General features: G+C 64.8%; 25 protein-coding genes. 24 read left to right on the forward strand and 1 reads right to left on the reverse strand.

All coding sequences use genetic code 11. The features are described 5' to 3' along the window. Nucleotides 1-31: 31 nt before the first annotated feature. The 3 genes from J4G43_RS25595 to J4G43_RS25605 all read left to right on the forward strand — a co-directional run bounded on the left by J4G43_RS25595 (nucleotide 32) and on the right by J4G43_RS25605 (nucleotide 2,435). On the forward strand, nucleotides 32-1,264 hold the full coding sequence (locus J4G43_RS25595; RefSeq protein WP_166341454.1) for a helix-turn-helix domain-containing protein: 1,233 nt from the start codon (nucleotides 32-34) through the stop codon (nucleotides 1,262-1,264). Beyond that, entirely contained in the window at nucleotides 1,261-1,944 is a 684-nt protein-coding gene (gene nusG / locus J4G43_RS25600) for a transcription termination/antitermination protein NusG (RefSeq protein ID WP_157790397.1), read from the forward strand. Before J4G43_RS25595 ends, nusG begins: the two co-directional genes overlap by 4 nt. A 179-nt stretch (nucleotides 1,945-2,123) precedes the next feature. After that, nucleotides 2,124-2,435, forward strand: coding sequence for a hypothetical protein (locus J4G43_RS25605; RefSeq protein WP_049807983.1), 312 nt, complete (start codon nucleotides 2,124-2,126; stop codon nucleotides 2,433-2,435). Between the two features lie 46 nt (nucleotides 2,436-2,481). Here the strand turns inward: J4G43_RS25605 and J4G43_RS25610 are convergent, their stop codons facing one another. After that, complete coding sequence (locus J4G43_RS25610) at nucleotides 2,482-3,183, reverse strand: response regulator transcription factor (RefSeq protein WP_208086687.1); 702 nt, start codon at nucleotides 3,181-3,183, stop codon at nucleotides 2,482-2,484. Nucleotides 3,184-3,455: 272 nt separating this feature from the next. Between J4G43_RS25610 and J4G43_RS25615 the strand changes: the two genes are divergently transcribed. The 21 genes from J4G43_RS25615 to J4G43_RS25715 all read left to right on the forward strand — a co-directional run bounded on the left by J4G43_RS25615 (nucleotide 3,456) and on the right by J4G43_RS25715 (nucleotide 15,872). Further along, a complete protein-coding gene (locus tag J4G43_RS25615; protein WP_225005075.1) occupies nucleotides 3,456-3,908 on the forward strand; it encodes a hypothetical protein in 453 nt (150 codons plus the stop codon). Continuing rightward, nucleotides 3,892-4,269 (forward strand): hypothetical protein, encoded by a 378-nt coding sequence (locus J4G43_RS25620; RefSeq protein ID WP_225005076.1) that lies wholly within the window; start codon nucleotides 3,892-3,894, stop codon nucleotides 4,267-4,269. The genes J4G43_RS25615 and J4G43_RS25620 overlap by 17 nt, the downstream gene beginning before the upstream one ends. Beyond that, a complete protein-coding gene (locus J4G43_RS25625) occupies nucleotides 4,266-5,996 on the forward strand; it encodes a terminase TerL endonuclease subunit (protein ID WP_166341462.1) in 1,731 nt (576 codons plus the stop codon). The genes J4G43_RS25620 and J4G43_RS25625 overlap by 4 nt, the downstream gene beginning before the upstream one ends. Nucleotides 5,997-5,999: 3 nt before the next feature. Further along, nucleotides 6,000-7,313 (forward strand): phage portal protein, encoded by a 1,314-nt coding sequence (locus tag J4G43_RS25630; protein ID WP_166341464.1) that lies wholly within the window; start codon nucleotides 6,000-6,002, stop codon nucleotides 7,311-7,313. After that, a complete protein-coding gene (locus tag J4G43_RS25635; protein WP_225005077.1) occupies nucleotides 7,310-8,062 on the forward strand; it encodes a head maturation protease, ClpP-related in 753 nt (250 codons plus the stop codon). Before J4G43_RS25630 ends, J4G43_RS25635 begins: the two co-directional genes overlap by 4 nt. A gap of 140 nt (nucleotides 8,063-8,202) precedes the next feature. Continuing rightward, entirely contained in the window at nucleotides 8,203-9,543 is a 1,341-nt protein-coding gene (locus J4G43_RS25640; protein WP_049813169.1) for a phage major capsid protein, read from the forward strand. Between the two features lie 29 nt (nucleotides 9,544-9,572). Next, the gene (locus J4G43_RS25645) at nucleotides 9,573-9,782 is read left to right on the forward strand and encodes a hypothetical protein (RefSeq protein WP_157789229.1); all 210 of its coding nucleotides are present in this window, start codon (nucleotides 9,573-9,575) and stop codon (nucleotides 9,780-9,782) included. Then, entirely contained in the window at nucleotides 9,767-10,156 is a 390-nt protein-coding gene (locus tag J4G43_RS25650) for a hypothetical protein (RefSeq protein ID WP_207794731.1), read from the forward strand. Before J4G43_RS25645 ends, J4G43_RS25650 begins: the two co-directional genes overlap by 16 nt. Continuing rightward, nucleotides 10,153-10,554 (forward strand): hypothetical protein, encoded by a 402-nt coding sequence (locus J4G43_RS25655; RefSeq protein WP_207794732.1) that lies wholly within the window; start codon nucleotides 10,153-10,155, stop codon nucleotides 10,552-10,554. Before J4G43_RS25650 ends, J4G43_RS25655 begins: the two co-directional genes overlap by 4 nt. Next, nucleotides 10,548-11,159, forward strand: coding sequence for a head-tail connector protein (locus tag J4G43_RS25660; protein WP_166341468.1), 612 nt, complete (start codon nucleotides 10,548-10,550; stop codon nucleotides 11,157-11,159). Before J4G43_RS25655 ends, J4G43_RS25660 begins: the two co-directional genes overlap by 7 nt. Next, nucleotides 11,159-11,482 carry a phage fiber-tail adaptor protein gene (locus J4G43_RS25665; protein WP_166341470.1) on the forward strand — a complete coding sequence of 108 codons (324 nt, stop codon included), beginning with the start codon at nucleotides 11,159-11,161 and terminating at the stop codon, nucleotides 11,480-11,482. The genes J4G43_RS25660 and J4G43_RS25665 overlap by 1 nt, the downstream gene beginning before the upstream one ends. A 1-nt stretch (nucleotide 11,483) precedes the next feature. Continuing rightward, nucleotides 11,484-11,882 (forward strand): hypothetical protein, encoded by a 399-nt coding sequence (locus J4G43_RS25670; RefSeq protein WP_166341472.1) that lies wholly within the window; start codon nucleotides 11,484-11,486, stop codon nucleotides 11,880-11,882. Next, entirely contained in the window at nucleotides 11,879-12,793 is a 915-nt protein-coding gene (locus J4G43_RS25675) for a hypothetical protein (RefSeq protein ID WP_166341474.1), read from the forward strand. Before J4G43_RS25670 ends, J4G43_RS25675 begins: the two co-directional genes overlap by 4 nt. Beyond that, nucleotides 12,730-13,395 carry a methyltransferase domain-containing protein gene (locus J4G43_RS25680; protein WP_208086688.1) on the forward strand — a complete coding sequence of 222 codons (666 nt, stop codon included), beginning with the start codon at nucleotides 12,730-12,732 and terminating at the stop codon, nucleotides 13,393-13,395. Before J4G43_RS25675 ends, J4G43_RS25680 begins: the two co-directional genes overlap by 64 nt. Beyond that, nucleotides 13,395-13,745: a head-tail adaptor protein gene (locus tag J4G43_RS25685; RefSeq protein ID WP_208086689.1), complete on the forward strand. Its 351-nt coding sequence runs from the start codon at nucleotides 13,395-13,397 to the stop codon at nucleotides 13,743-13,745. The genes J4G43_RS25680 and J4G43_RS25685 overlap by 1 nt, the downstream gene beginning before the upstream one ends. After that, nucleotides 13,742-13,963 carry a hypothetical protein gene (locus tag J4G43_RS25690; RefSeq protein ID WP_208086690.1) on the forward strand — a complete coding sequence of 74 codons (222 nt, stop codon included), beginning with the start codon at nucleotides 13,742-13,744 and terminating at the stop codon, nucleotides 13,961-13,963. Before J4G43_RS25685 ends, J4G43_RS25690 begins: the two co-directional genes overlap by 4 nt. A 1-nt stretch (nucleotide 13,964) precedes the next feature. Beyond that, nucleotides 13,965-14,369, forward strand: coding sequence for a DUF3168 domain-containing protein (locus tag J4G43_RS25695; protein ID WP_208086691.1), 405 nt, complete (start codon nucleotides 13,965-13,967; stop codon nucleotides 14,367-14,369). A 104-nt stretch (nucleotides 14,370-14,473) separates the two neighbouring features. Then, the gene (locus J4G43_RS25700; RefSeq protein ID WP_208086692.1) at nucleotides 14,474-14,875 is read left to right on the forward strand and encodes a phage tail tube protein; all 402 of its coding nucleotides are present in this window, start codon (nucleotides 14,474-14,476) and stop codon (nucleotides 14,873-14,875) included. Further along, nucleotides 14,875-15,267, forward strand: a complete 393-nt coding sequence (locus tag J4G43_RS25705; protein ID WP_208086693.1) for an HK97 gp10 family phage protein — start codon at nucleotides 14,875-14,877, stop codon at nucleotides 15,265-15,267. The genes J4G43_RS25700 and J4G43_RS25705 overlap by 1 nt, the downstream gene beginning before the upstream one ends. A 6-nt stretch (nucleotides 15,268-15,273) precedes the next feature. Beyond that, nucleotides 15,274-15,699, forward strand: a complete 426-nt coding sequence (locus J4G43_RS25710; RefSeq protein WP_208086694.1) for a gene transfer agent family protein — start codon at nucleotides 15,274-15,276, stop codon at nucleotides 15,697-15,699. A gap of 35 nt (nucleotides 15,700-15,734) precedes the next feature. Then, nucleotides 15,735-15,872, forward strand: a complete 138-nt coding sequence (locus J4G43_RS25715) for a hypothetical protein (protein ID WP_208086695.1) — start codon at nucleotides 15,735-15,737, stop codon at nucleotides 15,870-15,872. Nucleotides 15,873-15,874: the final 2 nt, after the last annotated feature.

Below are 15,874 nucleotides of genomic sequence, written 5' to 3' on the forward strand. Positions count from 1 at the left end.
GTTGAATCGAAACCTTAAGAGCATTGCCACGATGACGACCGAGAAACGGCGCGCGCGACGCATCGCCGCCGACGAGGCGCACGCCTGGGCGAGGAACCTGCGCCTCAACAATCCGCACGCAAAGCTGACGCTGTCTATGGCGTCACTTTACGTCGACGGTGACGGCTATTGCTTCGTATCGATCCCGACGCTTTCCGATGACACGGAATTGTCGACGCAGACTGTGCGCAACCGCCTGGCCTGGCTCGAGCAGATCGGCGCGATCGCGCGGCTGCCGCAATGGATCGACGAGTACGGCCGGCGCAACGGCGAGTGCAAAGGCAAGCGCACCAGCGACCTGATCCGGTTGATGCTCGACGTCGATCCCGACGTGATCGAAGCGGCCGCCAGGGGCGAATTTGAGGGTGTTTCACGTGAAGTTAGCCCTATGCCGCAGACAGGGCTAAATCCGGCCTCCGAAACCGTTAGCCCTGCGCCAGCCCTACGCCAGCCCTATGACTCGGCAGAGGGTCTAAACTCTGAACCTGAACCTGAATCTTCCCCTAAATCCCCTTCCAGGGGACGAGAGGGCGATCGCGAGGATCTTCAGGAAAGCGAACCGGCCGATTTCGAGCCGGCCTGGCAGAGCTGGCCTGGTCACCAGGCGATGCGGCGCGATCTCGCGCTCGCCGAGTTCCGGCTGCTCGAGCCGGACAAGCAACGGCTTTGCAGGGCGGCGATCGTGCCGTTTGTCGAGATGCTCAAGCGGTTGAAGCGCGACGCGGTGCCGAATTTTCATCTGTGGATCCGTCAGCGGCGTTTCGAGGAGTTTCCGAGCGCCAGGCTGCCGGATCCGGCGCCGGAGCGGCACTGGATCGACGGCTACGAGCTCGCCGGATTGCAGCTCGCCGCGCGTATCGGCTCGAGGCCGCTGCGCCTGGCCGAGGATCCCGAGCGCGGCCGCGGCTTGTGGTCGACCAGGCCGCCTCAACCCGACCTGGCGGCGATCGCGAAGTTTGCCGGCGAGGATCCGCAAGCGTGGCACCAGGTCGAGCTGGGAACGCCGCAGTTTGCGGCCTGGCGCGACCGCCTGGCGCTCTGGCTCGGCGTCGAGATCGAAGCGGAGCGGGTCTGGACCGAGGCCTTCGATCCGGCGGTGCACAACCTGCCGGCGCTACATCCGAATTTCCGATTGCGAAAATCCAAACAGGCGCTGCGCGTGCCGGCGCCGTGGCCGCCGCATCGCGACGGCAGCTGGTCGAGCGAGGAGGGGGAATGCGCATGAACCAAACATTGCGGCCGCGGGATCACGTGCGAGGCGAAATCGTCGGCTATGTCGATCTCGATCTGCTGCACGGTCCGCGCGAGGTGCCGGTCGAGCCTGATCGCTGGTATATCCTGCGCGTGCATCCGCACCTGCAGCTCAACGTGATGCGGACATTCCGTCAAAGGAATATCTCGGCCTGGCTGCCAATGCAGACCGAAACGCGCAGCGTGGCGCGCTATAACCGCGGCTACGAGAAGGTTTTGACGCAGCAGGTTAGGTCGCCGTTGATCTGCGGCGCGATCCTGGTGCCTGATTTCGAGGTCAAGTTTGGACGCTTCTACGCTGTCGACGGTGTGATTGACGTCATGCGCGTCGGGCCGTGTGTGCCTGTTCTCAAGGGGCAGGACGTCATTGATCTGCGCAACATCGAGGCGATCGGCAACACGCCGAAATCAAAGCGCGAGCGCAAATTCGAGCTCGGCGAGCTGGTGCGGGTAACGTCGGGACCGTTCGCTTACTTCTGCGGCCAGGTGGAAAGATTTGACTCAACTGGCCGACTCAGTGTCGGTATCAGCATGTTCGGGCGCGTCACTCAAATCTCGATCGACGAGAGTGATCTAGAGCTAGCGCCGCGGCCAAGGTCGCGGAATAGCTCGAGCGGAAGCGGTCAAGGCTTTCGGCGCATCCCTTCTCGGTGAGACCGAGTCAAGGGGACGCGCGAAGCGCAACCATCCACAAAGCCCGGCCATTGTGCCGGGCTTTTGCGTGTCTAGGGTGTGCGGTAGCGCGCTCCTGTGCTGCCGCTGCCCTCCTTGGGTGTTTCCTCCCTTGACTAGGCCGGCCGGCGATGACGCTGCGCCGGCCTTCCTTTTGTGAGATGGCAGCGCCAGTCAAGCAGCAACGCGCCGAGCCGCCCTGGCGCCAGTGGTACAAGCTGGCGCGCTGGCGCAGGCTCAAGGACCAGGTCCATCTGCGTGACGCTTACGTGTGCCAGCGAACCGGCGTGCTCTGTGACGGCGTCTACCCTGCCGACAACAGTCCTGTCGCCGACCATACCGAGGCGCATCGCGGCGATCCTGTCCGCTTCTGGGATCCCGACAACATCCACACGGTATCGAAGGCGTACCACGACGCCGAGAAACAGAAGCTCGAGCAGGCCTCGCTGCATCAGCGCGGCGTTTGGGATTGAGGATTTCGATCATGACCGAGCAAGAGAAGGAAAAGGCGCGTGAGCCTCAGGCTTCCTTGAAGAGGTAGCCGACGCCGTAGAGCGTCTCGATCATCTCGAACTCGCTGTCGACCACCTTGAACTTCTTGCGCAGCCGCTTGATGTGGCTGTCGATGGTGCGGTCGTCGACATAGACCTGGTCGTCATAGGCGGCGTCCATCAGCGCGTTGCGACTCTTCACCACGCCGGGCCGGGTCGCCAGCGCCTGGAGGATCAGGAATTCGGTGACGGTCAGCGCCACCGGCTCGTTCTTCCAGGTGCAGGTGTGCCGTTCGGGGTCCATGCGCAGCAGGCCGCGGTCGAGCGCTTTGGCATCGTTCTCCTTCGGCGCGACGGTCGGGTCCTTCGGCGCCGAGCGGCGCAGCACGGCCTTGACGCGCTCGACCAGCACGCGCTGCGAGAACGGTTTGCGGATGAAGTCGTCGGCGCCCATCTTGAGGCCGAACAGTTCGTCGATCTCTTCGTCCTTGGAGGTCAGGAAGATCACCGGCAGGTCGGATTTCTGCCGCAGCCGGCGCAGCATTTCCAAGCCGTCCATGCGCGGCATCTTGATGTCGAGAATGGCAAGATCGGGCTGGGTGGTGCGGAAGCCGTCGAGCGCGGAGGCGCCGTCGGAGTAAGTCATGATGCGGTAGCCTTCCGTCTCCAGCGCGATCGAGACGGATGTGAGAATGTTGCTGTCATCGTCGACCAAAGCGATTGTGGGCATGAGCCTCTCTTTCTGCTTTCCGTTTGGGTCGTGGCTTGAAACGGCGAGCAATCCACTGATGCGCCGCATACATGGGTGCCGAAGCCGGCGGTCGAACCTTGTCACCGAGCAATGCAAGCTGGGCTGAAGTGTGACCAAGTTCCACGAAGCGCGGCAGATTCGCCCCGTTTCGCCCCTTAACCTGACCCCGTTTAACCTGCCCCCCGTTTACCCGAAAAAAGCCCTCCCTTGCAACCACCTGACTATGGCCGGGGGCCGCGCGACGCACTCACGTGCGCCTCGTAGAAGCCGATGCACCCGCCCCCCGATTTCGACCCCGGAAAGCTCGCCAAATCGCCGCTCAGGCGCTCGCGCCAGGGGTCAAGGCGGCGATCGTCAAGGCGATGGATGAGAACGTCAGCGATGACGAAGCCAGGGCCGCCTTTGCCGGCGTGCTTGCCCATGTCGCGGACAACCTCGAGCGCAGCGCGATCGCGCTCGAGCGCCCGGTGACGCCGAACGACGTCGAACTCAAGGGGCAGGGTAGGTCAAAAATCGCCAAGCTTTTGCTCCTGAGACCGGCCCCACTCTCATTCGCAGGTTTTTTTCACTATGGCCGACAATTTCGACCTGTTGGGCGATCCGATCCCTGCCAATCACGGCGGGCGTGGTCGGCCGCCTCACATGCCGACCGCGCGAAACCGGAATCGCGTCAGCATGTTAGTCGCGATGGGTTGGAGCAATGAGCGCATCGCCGGCGCGCTCGACGTCACGCAGCCGACGCTGCGCAAGCATTATTTTGCAGAGCTCAGGTTGCGAGACGTCGCGCGCGATCGCATCGACTCCGAAGTGCTGATGAAACTTTGGGAAGGCGTGCAGGCCGGCAGCGTCAGCGCGATCCGGCAATTCCGCGCTGAGCTCGACCGCAACGACCTGATGGAGTACGGCCAGACTCGGAAGCCGCGGAAGGCGGCGCCGGCGGATAAGCCGGTCAAGGTGCCTAAGCTCGGCAAGAAAGAGCAGGCCGAGCTCGACGCGCGTTCGCCTGACGCCGGGTCGACGCTGGGCGAGCTGATGGCGCGGCGGCAGCAGGGTCTCAATTCGTGACGCCGTGGGATACGTCCTGCCCGGATTGGGAAACGCGCCTGCGCGAGGGGCGGTCGCTGGTGCCGGATCTGCCGCTGTTCGCCGGCGAGGCGGATATGGGCGTCGCGCTGTTCGACGAGATCCGGTTGCCGGACGTGCCAGGCAATCCGCGCCTCGGCGATGCGTCCGGTCAATGGTTTCGCGACCTGGTGCGCGCCGTGTTCGGCAGCTGGGATCCCGTCAACCGCGTCCGGATGATCCGCGATTTCTTTGCGCTGGTGCCGAAGGGTTCGTCGAAAACAACCTATTCGGCGGCGCTGATGCTGGTCGCGATGCTGATGAACTATCGGCCGCGTGCGACGGCCTTGTTTATCGGCGAGACCCAGGCCGTCGCCGATCGCGCGTATGAGCAGGCGGTCGGCATGATCGAGGAGTCGCCAGACCTGCGGCGGCGCTTCAAGCCTCGCGACTATGACAAGACGATCGAGGATCTCGTCACGAAATCCGAGATCATGATCGCGAGTTTCGATCTCAAGATCCTGACCGGCGCGATGGCGCTGATCTTTGTCCTGCTCGACGAGCTCCATCTGCTCGGCAAGCGCGCGCATACCTCGCGCGTGCTGCGCCAGATCCGCGGCGGCCTCGACAAGACCGAGGAGGGCGTTCTGGTCATCACCACGACGCAAAGCGACGAGGCGCCGGCCGGCGCGTTCAAAAGCGAGCTGAAGTTTGTTCGCAACGTGCGGGACGGAGTCTATCGCGGAAAGATCATCCGCCCGACCTTGCCGCTGCTCTATGAGTTGCCGCGCGAGATCGCGACGCTCACGCGCGAGGAGCGCCGCGCGAATGTCGAGCCGCGCTGGATGAATCCGGAATGCTGGCCGATGGTGATGCCGAATATCAACCGGCCGATTACGGTCGCCTCGATGCTCGCCGAGTTCTCGAGCGAGCGCGAGAAGGGCGCCGAGGCCGTGCAGATCTGGGCCTCGCAACATCTCAATATCGAGATCGGCACGGGCACGGCCGACGATGGATGGAGCGCCGCCGATCTCTGGGATCAGCAGGTCGTCGAAAAACTCGATCTCGAGTCGCTGCTCGCGCGCAGCGAAGTGGTTACGATGGGCGCCGATGGCGGCGGCCGCGACGACCTGCTCGGCTTTTCCGTGATCGGCCGCGAGAAGCAAACGCGACACTGGCTGTCATGGTCCTACGGGTGGGCAGATCCGATCGTGCTCGAGCGCCGCAAGGACATCGCCGGCCATCTCGAGGATTTTGAAAAAGAGGGTTCGTTTCGGATCCTCGACATCGGCGCCGCGCACGCCGACCTTGCGAGCTATGCCGCGCGCGTCGTCGATAGCGGGTTGCTGCCGGCGGAAAACGCGGTCGGCGTCGATCCGAACAGGGCGGGCGTGCTTTTTGAATTCCTGTTCGGCGCCGGCGTGACCGACGAGCAGCTGCGGCGGCTGCTGCAGGGTCCGGCACTGGCGCCGGCGGTTTACGGAATCGATATCAAGCTCGCGCAGGGCACGTTCTGGCACGCCGACCAGGCGCTCATGAGCTGGTGCGTCGGCAATGCCAAGGTCGAGCAGCGCGGCAACGCCGACATGATCACGAAACAGGTCGCGGGCCGCGCCAAAATCGATCCGCTGATCGCGTTGCTGCAGGCTGGAATCCTCATGAGCTGGAATCCGGTCTCGAGCCGAAAGAACCTCGACGCTTTCCTCGCAAAACCCGTCATGGTGGTCTGATCAATGGGCTTGGTCTCTTGGACGGCGGCAAAGGCCGCGGCGAGCGTTTATCGCGTCTATGCGTCGGTCAGTGACGAGATCGCGAAAGAGCGGCGGTTGCGCCTCGAGGACGGCGGCGCCTGGTCGCGCGTGTTCGGCAGCCGCGGCGCGGCGGGAAAAACGGTCACGGTCGACTCCGCAATGTCGCTGGCGGCGTTTTGGGCGTGCGTGCGCGTCACGGCGCAAGCGGTCTCGACGCTACCGCTGCAGTTTTTCGAGAAGCAGAGCAACGGCAGCCCGATCGTCGTCGATCATCCGCTCGCCGAGGTGCTCGCCGGTAGTCCGAACGTCGACCAGACGTCACTGGAATATTGGGAGGCCGTCGTCGCCTGGCTGCTGGTCAACGGCGACGCCTGTTCCGAGATCTCGTCGATCGGCCGGCGCGTCTCGGCGGTCAATGTGCTGCCGAATGCCTATCCGTATCGCGACGCTGACGGCGTGCTGTCCTACAAATATTCCGATCGCGGCAAACCCTACACGCTGCCGCGCGACAAGGTGTTTCACGTCAAGGGATTCGGCTTTGGCGGCGATGGCGGCCTGTCGGCGATCCGCTACGGCGTGCAGACGTTTTCGACCGCGCTCGCCGCCTTCGAGACGTCCGGCAAGCTGTTCTCCAACGGGATGCATTCCGCCGGCCTGCTGACGTCTGAAAACGTTCTCGAGGACAAGCAGCGCGAGCAGCTCGACAAGATCATGCAGACTTACGTCGGCAGCGAGCGCGCCGGCAAATTGATGATCCTCGAGGGCGGCCTCAAGTTTGAAAAGCTGCAGCTTAACCCGGTCGACGCGCAGCTGCTGCAACAACAGCGGTTCTCGATCGAGGAAGTCTGTCGCTGGACCGGAACGCCGCCGATCATCATCGGGCACGCGCCGGAAGGTCAGACCATGTTCGGATCCGGTGTCGAGCAGACGTTCCTCGCCTGGCTCGCGCTCGGCATCAATCCGATCTGCGAGCGGATCGAGCGGCGCATCACAAAGCAGTTGATCGCGCCTGGCGAGCAGCGCCGGATCTATGCGGAGTTCAATCGCGAAGCGTTCCTGCAGATGGATGCGGCCGCGAAGGCTTCTTTCCTGTCGCAGATGACGCAGAACGGCCTGATGGATCGCAACGAAGGCCGGCGCAAGCTCAACCTGCCGGCGCGCGCCGGCGGCGACCAGTTGACGGCACAATCGAACCTGGTGCCGCTCGATCGGCTCGGCGAGCAGGCCGGCGGCGCCAGCCAGGCGCGGGCCGCGATGCTGTCATGGCTCGGAATCAACAGCGAGGCAAAGCAATGAGCAACCGCGACCTGCCGAAAGCATCTTTCAACGTCCGCGGCGACCTGCGCTCGGTGATCACGCCGAAGGCGCTCGAGCGCTGGCGGCCGGAAGTGCAGGCCAAGGACGGCGCCGGCGAGGATGCCGCGTCTATCTCGATCCTCGACGTCATCGGCCAGGATTGGTCGGGCAACGGCGTGACCGCGTCGCGGATCTCGGCGGCGCTGCGCAATATCGGCAAGCGCGACGTCGTCGTTAACATCAATTCGCCAGGCGGCGACTATTTCGAGGGCCTCGCGATTTACAACACGCTGCGCGATCATCCGGCAAAGGTCAGCGTCAAGATCCTCGGCGTCGCGGCCTCGGCGGCCTCGGTCATTGCGATGGCAGGCGACGAGGTGCAGATCGCGCGCGCCGGTTTCCTGATGATCCATAACACTTGGATCGTCGCGATGGGCGATCGCAACGCGCTGCGCGAGGCGGCCGACTGGCTCGAGCCGTTCGACCAGGTCGCGGTTGACATCTATGCGGCGCGCACGGGTCTCGAGCCGAAGTCGATCGCAAAGATGCTCGATCGCGAGACCTGGATCGGCGGCGCCGATGCGGTCGCAAAGCACTTCGCTGATGATTTCCTGCCGGCCGATGCCGTGTCCGAAGACGCCAAGCAGGCGGCCGCCGGCCAGGCGCTCAAGGCCGAATTCCGAATCGACGAGATCCTCGCCAGAGCAGGGTGCCGCGTTCCGAGCGGCGCAACCTTGTGCAGGCGATGAAAGGCGGCACGCGCGACGCTGCTGCAACCGACACGCCAGGCGCTGTCGACGTGCTCGACCAGGTCAAGGATCTGCTCGATCGCATGAAGGCCACTTAGTTTTCGCGTTCCCTCTTTCATCATTCCAGGAGACGAAATCCAATGTCCAAGCGACATCATCTGTTCAAATCGTCGGTGCTTTCCTCGGCTGCGCTGTCGACGCTGCTCGCCTCGCCGAAGCCGGCGGCCGTGATTGGCGCGGTCCGCAACGAAGCGCCGAATCCCGGCGAGGTCGAGAAGCTGCTCGCGCAGGTCAAGTCGGAGCTCGAGCGCATTTCCGGCGACGTCAAGCGGACCGCCGAGGAGGCGCTCAAGCAGAGCAAGGACAACGGTACGTTGTCGGCCGAGCTCAAGCAGTCCGCCGACAAGGCGATCACGATGGTCGGCCAGCTCGGCGACGCGCAGACCAAGCTGACGCAGAAGATGGAGGAGCTCGAGACGCGCAATCGCGACATCGAGCAGAAGATCGCCGACACGCTGCGCCAGGGCCAGCGCGAGCAGGGCAAGTCGGCCGGCGAGGTCATCGCTCTGCACGATGATCTCAAGCAATATGTTACGCGCGGTGCCAAGGGCAGTGTTGTGATTGGCGTCAACCAGGCAATCACGTCCCTGTCAACGTCGGCAGGCGGTCTGATCACGGTTGATCGTCAAACGGAGATCGTCGCGCTCGCGCGCCGTCGTATGACTGTGCGTGCGTTGCTCTCGCCTGGTCGCACCAGCAGCAATATGGTCGAATACGCCAAGCAGGCCGCGCGCACCAACAACGCCGCGGTTGTGACCGAGGGCGGCACCAAGCCGCAATCCGACTATACCTGGACGAAAGCCGACGTTGCGGTGCGCACCATCGCGCACTGGATCAACGTCTCGCGCCAGGCACTCGAGGACGCGCAGCAGCTGCAGACCGAGATCGACAGCGAGCTGCGCTATGGTCTCGACCTGGCCGAGGAAGCCGAGCTCCTGTCCGGTTCTGGTGCCGGCGAGCATCTGTCGGGGCTGATCACCAACTCGACCGCCTATAGCGCGCCGTTTGTCCTGACCGGCGCGACCATGATCGACCAGCTGCGCCTGGCGATGCTGCAGGCCTCGCTCGCGGAGTTTCCGGCCGATGGCATGGTGCTGCATCCGTCCGATTGGGCTCGCATCGAGCTCACGAAGGACGGCGAGGATCGCTACCTCTGGTCGAATCCGCGTTCGCTCGCGGGTCCGAGCCTTTGGGGTCTGCCGGTCGTCGATACGCAGGCGATGACGGTCGACAAGTTCCTGGTCGGCGCGTTCAAGATGGCGGCAACCATCTATGACCGGATGGATGCCGAGGTCGCGATCTCCTCGGAGAACCAGGATAATTTCATCAAGAATATGTACACGGTCCGCGCCGAAAAGCGGCTCGCGCTCGCGGTCAAGCGTCCGCTGGCGCTGACCTACGGCGATTTCGGCAACGTCTGATCTTGGTGACGACAACGCGGGCGGCATACGTGCCGCTCGCGACATTCTGCCAGGGCATCATCAGGGGGCTGGACATGGTCGTGATATCCGGCGTCGGGCTGCAGCTCGCGGTCACGGGCACTGGCTGGGGCGAGGGGCCTGCAGCGTTCGAGCGGCTGTTCAACGCGATTCCTGCAGCCGCGGGCGTGCTGCTGCTGTGCATTGGCGCAATCTGGATCATCTCATGCTTGTCAAAGTAGAGCGCGAATTCCTCGACGACATGGGCAAGGTGAAAGCCGGCCGCGTGCTCGACCTGACCGACTGGCACGCGCGGCAATTGATCCAGCGCGGCCTGGTCAGCGAAGTGCAAGGGGACGCAGCTGCGCACGGTGCGCGCCACCCTATTTCATCGCCGACCAGCTGCCAGGCTGGCGCGGCGAATGTGCAATCATCGTCGGATCCGGACCGAGCGCCGCCGGCGCCGAGCGCGAGCTCGCCGGCCGAGGCCGAGCCGTCCGCGTCGTCGCCGTCAACGACAGTTGGCGACTCTGTCCCGATGCCGATGTCGCCTATGCCTGCGACGGCGCCTGGTGGAAAGCCCGGCAAGGGCTCGCATCGGAATTCGCGGGGTTGAGGCTGACGCATGACGCTGCGGCGTGCGCGACGTTTCCGGGGCTGCGCCAGGTCGGCATTGCGCGCGGCCGCGACGAGATCCTGCTCGAGGCGCCGGGCGTGCTCGGCGATGGCGGCAATTCGGGTTTTCAGGCGATCAACCTCGCCGTGCAGTGTGGCGCGACAAAATTGATCCTGGTCGGTTTCGACATGCGGCTCGATCGCGGCATCCATTGGCACGGCAAGCATGACCGCGGCCTCAACAACCCGACCGAGCGCAACATCGCGAAATGGCGCGGCATCATTGACGGCTGCGCGCCGCGCCTCGCCGAGCTCGGCGTCGCCGTCATCAATGCCAGCGCGGTTTCCGCGCTCGAGGCCTATCCGAAAATGTCGCTGATCGAGGCGCTGCAATGCTGAAACTGATTGACGTGATCGCGGATGAGGACGATCGCCCGGTGACGCTCGAGGAGCTGAAAAAGCACGTCCAGGCGGCGGATTTTTCCGACGACGATTCGCAGCTCGAGATTTTTCTCGACGCGGCGATCGATTTCGTCGCAAGCCAGACCGCGCTGACGCTGCGCCGCTCGACCTGGCGCGTCGATCGCTGCGACTGGTGGTCGGGGTGTCTCAACGTGCTGCTGACGCCGGCCCGCGACGTTGCGATCAAGTATCTCGACGCCGCCGGCGCAACGCAGACGGTCGAGGCGGATCTCTATCACTGGGAGCGGACCAAGCTCGGCACGGTCGAGATCCGGTTTCTCGCCGCTTTCACCTCGCCGGCGGTCAAGGCCGACACGTTCAACGCGGTGCAGCTCGAGATCGAGGCCGGATTTGACGAGGATCCGAACCAGACCGGCGCCGGCGACGATCCGGAGCTCATCTTTCCGCCGCGCGCGCGCCAGGCGGTGCTGATGCTCGCGGCCAGCTGGTATCGCAACCGCGAGGCGTCGGCCGAGGCCGAGCTCAAGGTCGTTCCGCTCGCCGCCGCGGCGCTGATGGGGCAGTTGAGGGTTTACCGCTGATGTCCGCAAAGGTCAGGCGCGTCGCGACCGTCAATTCGGGCCGCGGGCTGCGCTGGCCGAGCAAGCAGCCGGCCGAGGTGCTCGATTTTGCGATCGACTGGACCGCGCGCCTCGAGGGCGATGCGATCGCGTCCTCGGCCTTTGTCGTACCGCCAGGCGTGACGGCCGCGTCATCCTCGCGCAGCGCGCGCGAGACGGTTGTTTGGCTCGCCGGCGGCGTCGATCGGGGTTCTTACCTGGTCGTCAATCGCATCACCACGACGGCCGGCCGCGAGATGCGCCAGGCGGTCAGGATCCGGATCCGCGCCAGATCGCGGCAGTGAAATGGACCGTCTCGAGGCGCTGGTCGCGATCGCGCATCTGCGTTTGCGCCTGGTGATGATCGAGCGGAATCCGCAGTTGCTAGAGGGGATCACAATGCAGATCAAACGACCAATCGAGCTCGCCGGCCTGAAAAGCCGGCTGCAGCGCGCCAAACAGACCGAGGCGAGGATCGCGTTCACGGGCGAACGCTTTGACGCCGCGCTCGACGCGATCGACGAGGCGCACGACGCGGCCAAGGCGCATGTCGGCGAGCTCGAGCACTACGGCCGCGAGCTGCGCGATATGGTCGAGGGGATGGTCGGGAGCTCGAATGGCGGCCCAAACGATGGCGCGAGCTCCTCGAGCGCGTCAGGCGATGGCGGCCAGGTCATCACCTCCGAGCCTGAGACCGGCGCGTGAGGCCGTCTCTGTTGATCCGCGGGCAGTGGGGCCTCGGCGACAACATTTTCGCGCGGCCGATCGTCCGCGCCTGCGCCGAAAAATATGACGTCTGGCTCGAGACGCCATGGCCCGAGCTGTTCGAGGATCTGCCGATCAGGTTTGTCGCCGCCAGGCGGGATCTCCGCACGCAAATGCGCAACGTCGCGCGGCAGTCGCCGGCGCGCTGGTCGACGCCACCGAACGGGATCCGCGAGATCCGGCTCGGATACGGCAACGCCGAATTGGCGCGCGGCTCGATCGTCGCGGCGCTCGAGCGCCAGGTCGCCGCAATCGGCGTGCCGCTGTCGGCGCCGTGCTGGGATCTGCCTGATATGGGCGCGCCGCTGGTGCTGGCCGATCGTCCGATCGCCCTGGTGCGGCCGGTGACGGTTCGCAGCGAATGGCGCAACGAAGCGCGCAACCCGCGGCCGGAATATGTGGCGGCGATCGCGCGCGAATTGACCGCGACGCATCATGTCGTCGTCGTCGCGGATCTGCAGGACGGGCGGGAATGGCTCGAGGGCGTGCTGCCGCCGCATCATCAGGCCTTTCTCAGGGGCGAGCTCGTGGTGCGCGAGCTGCTCGCCCTGGTCGGGGCGGCCGATGTCGTCGTCGGCGGCGTCGGCTGGATCGTTCCGGCCGCGATCGCGCTCGGCCGCCGCGCCTTCGTCATCCACGGCGGCCACGGCGGCCACAACGCGCGCCACGTCATTACGGATCCGCGGATGAACCTGTCGCGGATCGGCTTCGCAACCCCTCGGGAGCTCTGCAAATGCACGGACAAGCTGCATCAATGCGACAAATCGATTCCGGATCTGGCGGCTCAATGGGCGGCGTTCTGCAGCCGGGTCGGCCTCAATTCTTTGACGCCTGCGCCGAGCGCCGCCTGACCTGGTGGCCTGAGCTCGGCGTCGGCTTCTATCCGGTCGAGTGCGGCGCCGAGCCGTATGACGCGGCCTATTTCGAGCGCTACCAGCGCCAGGCCGATAGCGCGATCGGGCGCGCGCTGATGCAGGCGCGGGTCGACCTGGTCAATCGCCATTTTGCCGGGACCGTCGTCGACATCGGCATCGGTTCGGGGGCATTCCTCGAGGGGCGCAACGGCGCCGCCGCCGGCCGGCCGAACACGTTCGGGTTCGACGTCAATCCGATCGCCGCGGCCTGGCTCAAGTCGCGGTCGCTTTGGCTCGATCCCTATCAAGGCCAGGTGCCGGCCGTGACGCTCTGGGACGTGCTCGAGCACATTCCCGATTTCGGCGAGCTGCTCGATCGGGTGAGCGCGTGGGTGTTCGTGTCGATCCCGATTTTCACCAGCGCGCAGCATGTCCTGCGGTCCAAGCATTTCCGCCGGGATGAGCATGTCTGGTATTTCACCAACGAGGGATTGATCCGCACGTTCGACGGCTGCGGATTCGACCTGGCGGCGATGAACACGATTGAGACCGATCTCGGCCGCGAGGATATCGGCTCATTCGTCTTTCGGCGCCGCTAATGACCAGCGCGGGGGATCTGCGGCATCGGCTCGGCTTTTTCCGCCGGCCGGTCATCAGTGACGGTCACGGCAATGTCGAGGGCGCTTTTCCGGATGCGCCGGAATTCGAGTGTGCCGCGGCCGTGCAAGTCCGGTTCGGCGGCGAGGCCGTGCTCGCGGCCAGGCTGCAGGGGCAGCAGACCGCGACGATCAGGGTCCGGCGCAGCCAGGCGACGCTGGCGGTGACGACCGATTGGCGGATCCGCGACATGCGCGAGGGCGCCATCTGGGAAATCAAGTCCGGGCCGGTCGATCCCGACGACGGCCGGCAATGGGTCGAGTTTCTCTGTCAGTCGGGGGTTGCGGCGTGAAAACCGTTTCGGTGCATCGCGACTATCCGTTCCGCGCCGGCGCGCGCGTGTTCGTTCAATATCGCGCCGGCAAGACCTATCGCCGTGTTCCGGAGGTGCAGGCGCGCGCGATCGTCGCCGCCGGCGCCGGCCAGATTGTCGCGAATGACGGCGACGCGGTGATCTCTGCTGTCAAGATCGTCGCGGGATCGATCACAGCCGATATCGGGGTGATCTGAGATGAGGGATCCAAGCCTGCCGCTGCAGGATGCACTGATCAAGGCGCTGCGCGCCGATGGCGTGCTGCCGCTCGTCGGTAAGCGCGTCTATGACCAGGTGCAGAGCGCGCCGACCTATCCCTATGTGTCGCTCGGCGACGGCCAGGTGCTGCCGGACAAGGCGGAGTGCGTCGACGGCGTCGAGGTGTCGCTGCAAATCGACGTCTGGTCGCGCGGGGTCGGCTATGTCGAGGCGAAACAGATCGGCGCTGCGATTATCGAGGCGCTCGACGATCAGCCGCTGACGGTCGCCGGTTTCAACGTGACCGTGTTCGAGCTCTCCGACGCGCAATATTTGCGCGATCCTGATGGGCAGACGCGACACGGCGCGATCGCCTTTCGCGCGCTACTCGAGGCCTCAACCTAGTTTGCGCCACGCGCGCGACGACCAGGCTCGCGATCCTCGCGGCCGTTTTTCCATGAAAGGGAAACAACATGGCACCTCCTAAAGTGATTGCGGGCACCAAGCTGTTGCTGCTGGTCGGCGATGGCGCGAGCCCGGAAGTGTTCGCCGAGCCGTGCGGCTTGACGACGAAATCTTTCGACCTGGCGGCGTCGACCAATACCAACCTGATCCCGGATTGCGCGGATCCGGAGGCGCCGGCCTGGGAATCGACCGACATCAATGCGCTTTCGGCAACCGGCGCCGGGCAAGGCGTCATGGCGGTCGAGTCGTTCGAGACGTGGAACGATTGGTTTATGTCCGCCGAGGGCAAGAATATGCAGATCAAGCTCGATCACGTCGATCTCGGTCACTACGTCGGTTCGTTCAAGCTGACCAGCTTCAAGCTTGCCGGCACGCGCGGCAATAAGGTGACCGTCGACCTGTCGTTCAAGAATGACGGCCCGGTCAGCTGGGTCGCCAATCCCTGATGGCCGAGCCTGACGACGAGCTGCAGAGCTGGTTTTCCGGCCTGTCGTTCAAGCTGAAACGCGAGCTCGCCGGCAAGCTGAAAGAGCAGGCCGACGAGCTCGCTGACGCGATCAAGGCCGAGGCGCCGGTCGTCAGTGGCACCTTGCGCAACTCCGTCAAGGTTCGGCGCCGGCGCAACGAGCTCGAGCTCGAGGTCGTCGCCGGTGGCGAGACGACCAGCAAGGAGATCCGCGCCGGCGCCGGCGTCGATTACGATTATGCGCTTGCGATCGAGTACGGCACCACGGAGCGGGCGGCCGAGCCGTTTTTCTACAATACGGCGCGCAAGCTGATGCCGGAAATCCAAGAGAACATCGAGCAGGCCGTCGCTGACGTGCTTGCCAAGGCGTGAGGGGTCATGAGCGCAAACGGACTGAGGACGATTGTATGGGCCGGCGGCGAGGATCAGTTCTGCCTCGCCAAGGTCGGGTTGATCCTCGATCTCGAGGCCAAATGCGAGGCTGGCATCGCGACCGTGATGACGCGGCTCGGATCCGGCACGTGGCGGCTTAACGACGTGCGCGAGCCGATCCGGCTCGGCCTGATCGGCGGCGGCATGGCGCCGGATGCTGCAATGAAAGCGGTGCGCAACCACGTCGACGAAAACCCGCTGACGTCGAGCGTGCTGCTTGCCTATGCGATCATTGAGGCGGTCATGGTCGGCGTGCCCGACGATCCTGTCGGCAAACAGCTTGACGGTGACGACCAGGGAAAAGCCGAGCCGGCGGGGGCGCAGCAAACCGGCTTCACCACGACGACGGACGCCTCCGACGCTCCGAATTAATCGCGATCGGCGCGCGGTTCGGCTGGTCGCCGCGCGTGGTCGAGGATCTCTCGCTCTGGGAAATCGTCGCCTTTATCGACGGCTACAACCGCGCGAATGCGGATCCGGAAAAACCGGAAGCGCCGAGCGATGACGAGTTCGACGCAATGCTCGCCAAACACGGGATAGGGTGACA

The organism is Bradyrhizobium barranii subsp. barranii, from assembly GCF_017565645.3.
In the GTDB taxonomy this organism is placed as follows: domain Bacteria; phylum Pseudomonadota; class Alphaproteobacteria; order Rhizobiales; family Xanthobacteraceae; genus Bradyrhizobium; species Bradyrhizobium barranii.

Excerpts from the sequence above, each read along its gene's own strand:
- J4G43_RS25710 (WP_208086694.1), top strand. The coding sequence starts at position 15,274 with ATGAGCGCAAACGGACTGAGGACGATTGTATGGGCCGGCGGCGAGGAT.
- J4G43_RS25660 (WP_166341468.1), top strand. The coding sequence starts at position 10,548 with ATGCTGAAACTGATTGACGTGATCGCGGATGAGGACGATCGCCCGGTG.
- J4G43_RS25650 (WP_207794731.1), top strand. The coding sequence starts at position 9,767 with ATGCTTGTCAAAGTAGAGCGCGAATTCCTCGACGACATGGGCAAGGTG.
- J4G43_RS25635 (WP_225005077.1), top strand. The coding sequence starts at position 7,310 with ATGAGCAACCGCGACCTGCCGAAAGCATCTTTCAACGTCCGCGGCGAC.
- J4G43_RS25685 (WP_208086689.1), top strand. The coding sequence starts at position 13,395 with ATGACCAGCGCGGGGGATCTGCGGCATCGGCTCGGCTTTTTCCGCCGG.
- nusG (WP_157790397.1), top strand. The coding sequence starts at position 1,261 with ATGAACCAAACATTGCGGCCGCGGGATCACGTGCGAGGCGAAATCGTC.
- J4G43_RS25595 (WP_166341454.1), top strand. The coding sequence starts at position 32 with ATGACGACCGAGAAACGGCGCGCGCGACGCATCGCCGCCGACGAGGCG.
- J4G43_RS25670 (WP_166341472.1), top strand. The coding sequence starts at position 11,484 with ATGGACCGTCTCGAGGCGCTGGTCGCGATCGCGCATCTGCGTTTGCGC.
- J4G43_RS25605 (WP_049807983.1), top strand. The coding sequence starts at position 2,124 with ATGGCAGCGCCAGTCAAGCAGCAACGCGCCGAGCCGCCCTGGCGCCAG.
- J4G43_RS25610 (WP_208086687.1), bottom strand. The coding sequence starts at position 3,183 with ATGCCCACAATCGCTTTGGTCGACGATGACAGCAACATTCTCACATCC.
- J4G43_RS25640 (WP_049813169.1), top strand. The coding sequence starts at position 8,203 with ATGTCCAAGCGACATCATCTGTTCAAATCGTCGGTGCTTTCCTCGGCT.
- J4G43_RS25630 (WP_166341464.1), top strand. The coding sequence starts at position 6,000 with ATGGGCTTGGTCTCTTGGACGGCGGCAAAGGCCGCGGCGAGCGTTTAT.
- J4G43_RS25705 (WP_208086693.1), top strand. The coding sequence starts at position 14,875 with ATGGCCGAGCCTGACGACGAGCTGCAGAGCTGGTTTTCCGGCCTGTCG.
- J4G43_RS25680 (WP_208086688.1), top strand. The coding sequence starts at position 12,730 with ATGGGCGGCGTTCTGCAGCCGGGTCGGCCTCAATTCTTTGACGCCTGC.
- J4G43_RS25620 (WP_225005076.1), top strand. The coding sequence starts at position 3,892 with ATGGGTTGGAGCAATGAGCGCATCGCCGGCGCGCTCGACGTCACGCAG.
- J4G43_RS25695 (WP_208086691.1), top strand. The coding sequence starts at position 13,965 with ATGAGGGATCCAAGCCTGCCGCTGCAGGATGCACTGATCAAGGCGCTG.
- J4G43_RS25665 (WP_166341470.1), top strand. The coding sequence starts at position 11,159 with ATGTCCGCAAAGGTCAGGCGCGTCGCGACCGTCAATTCGGGCCGCGGG.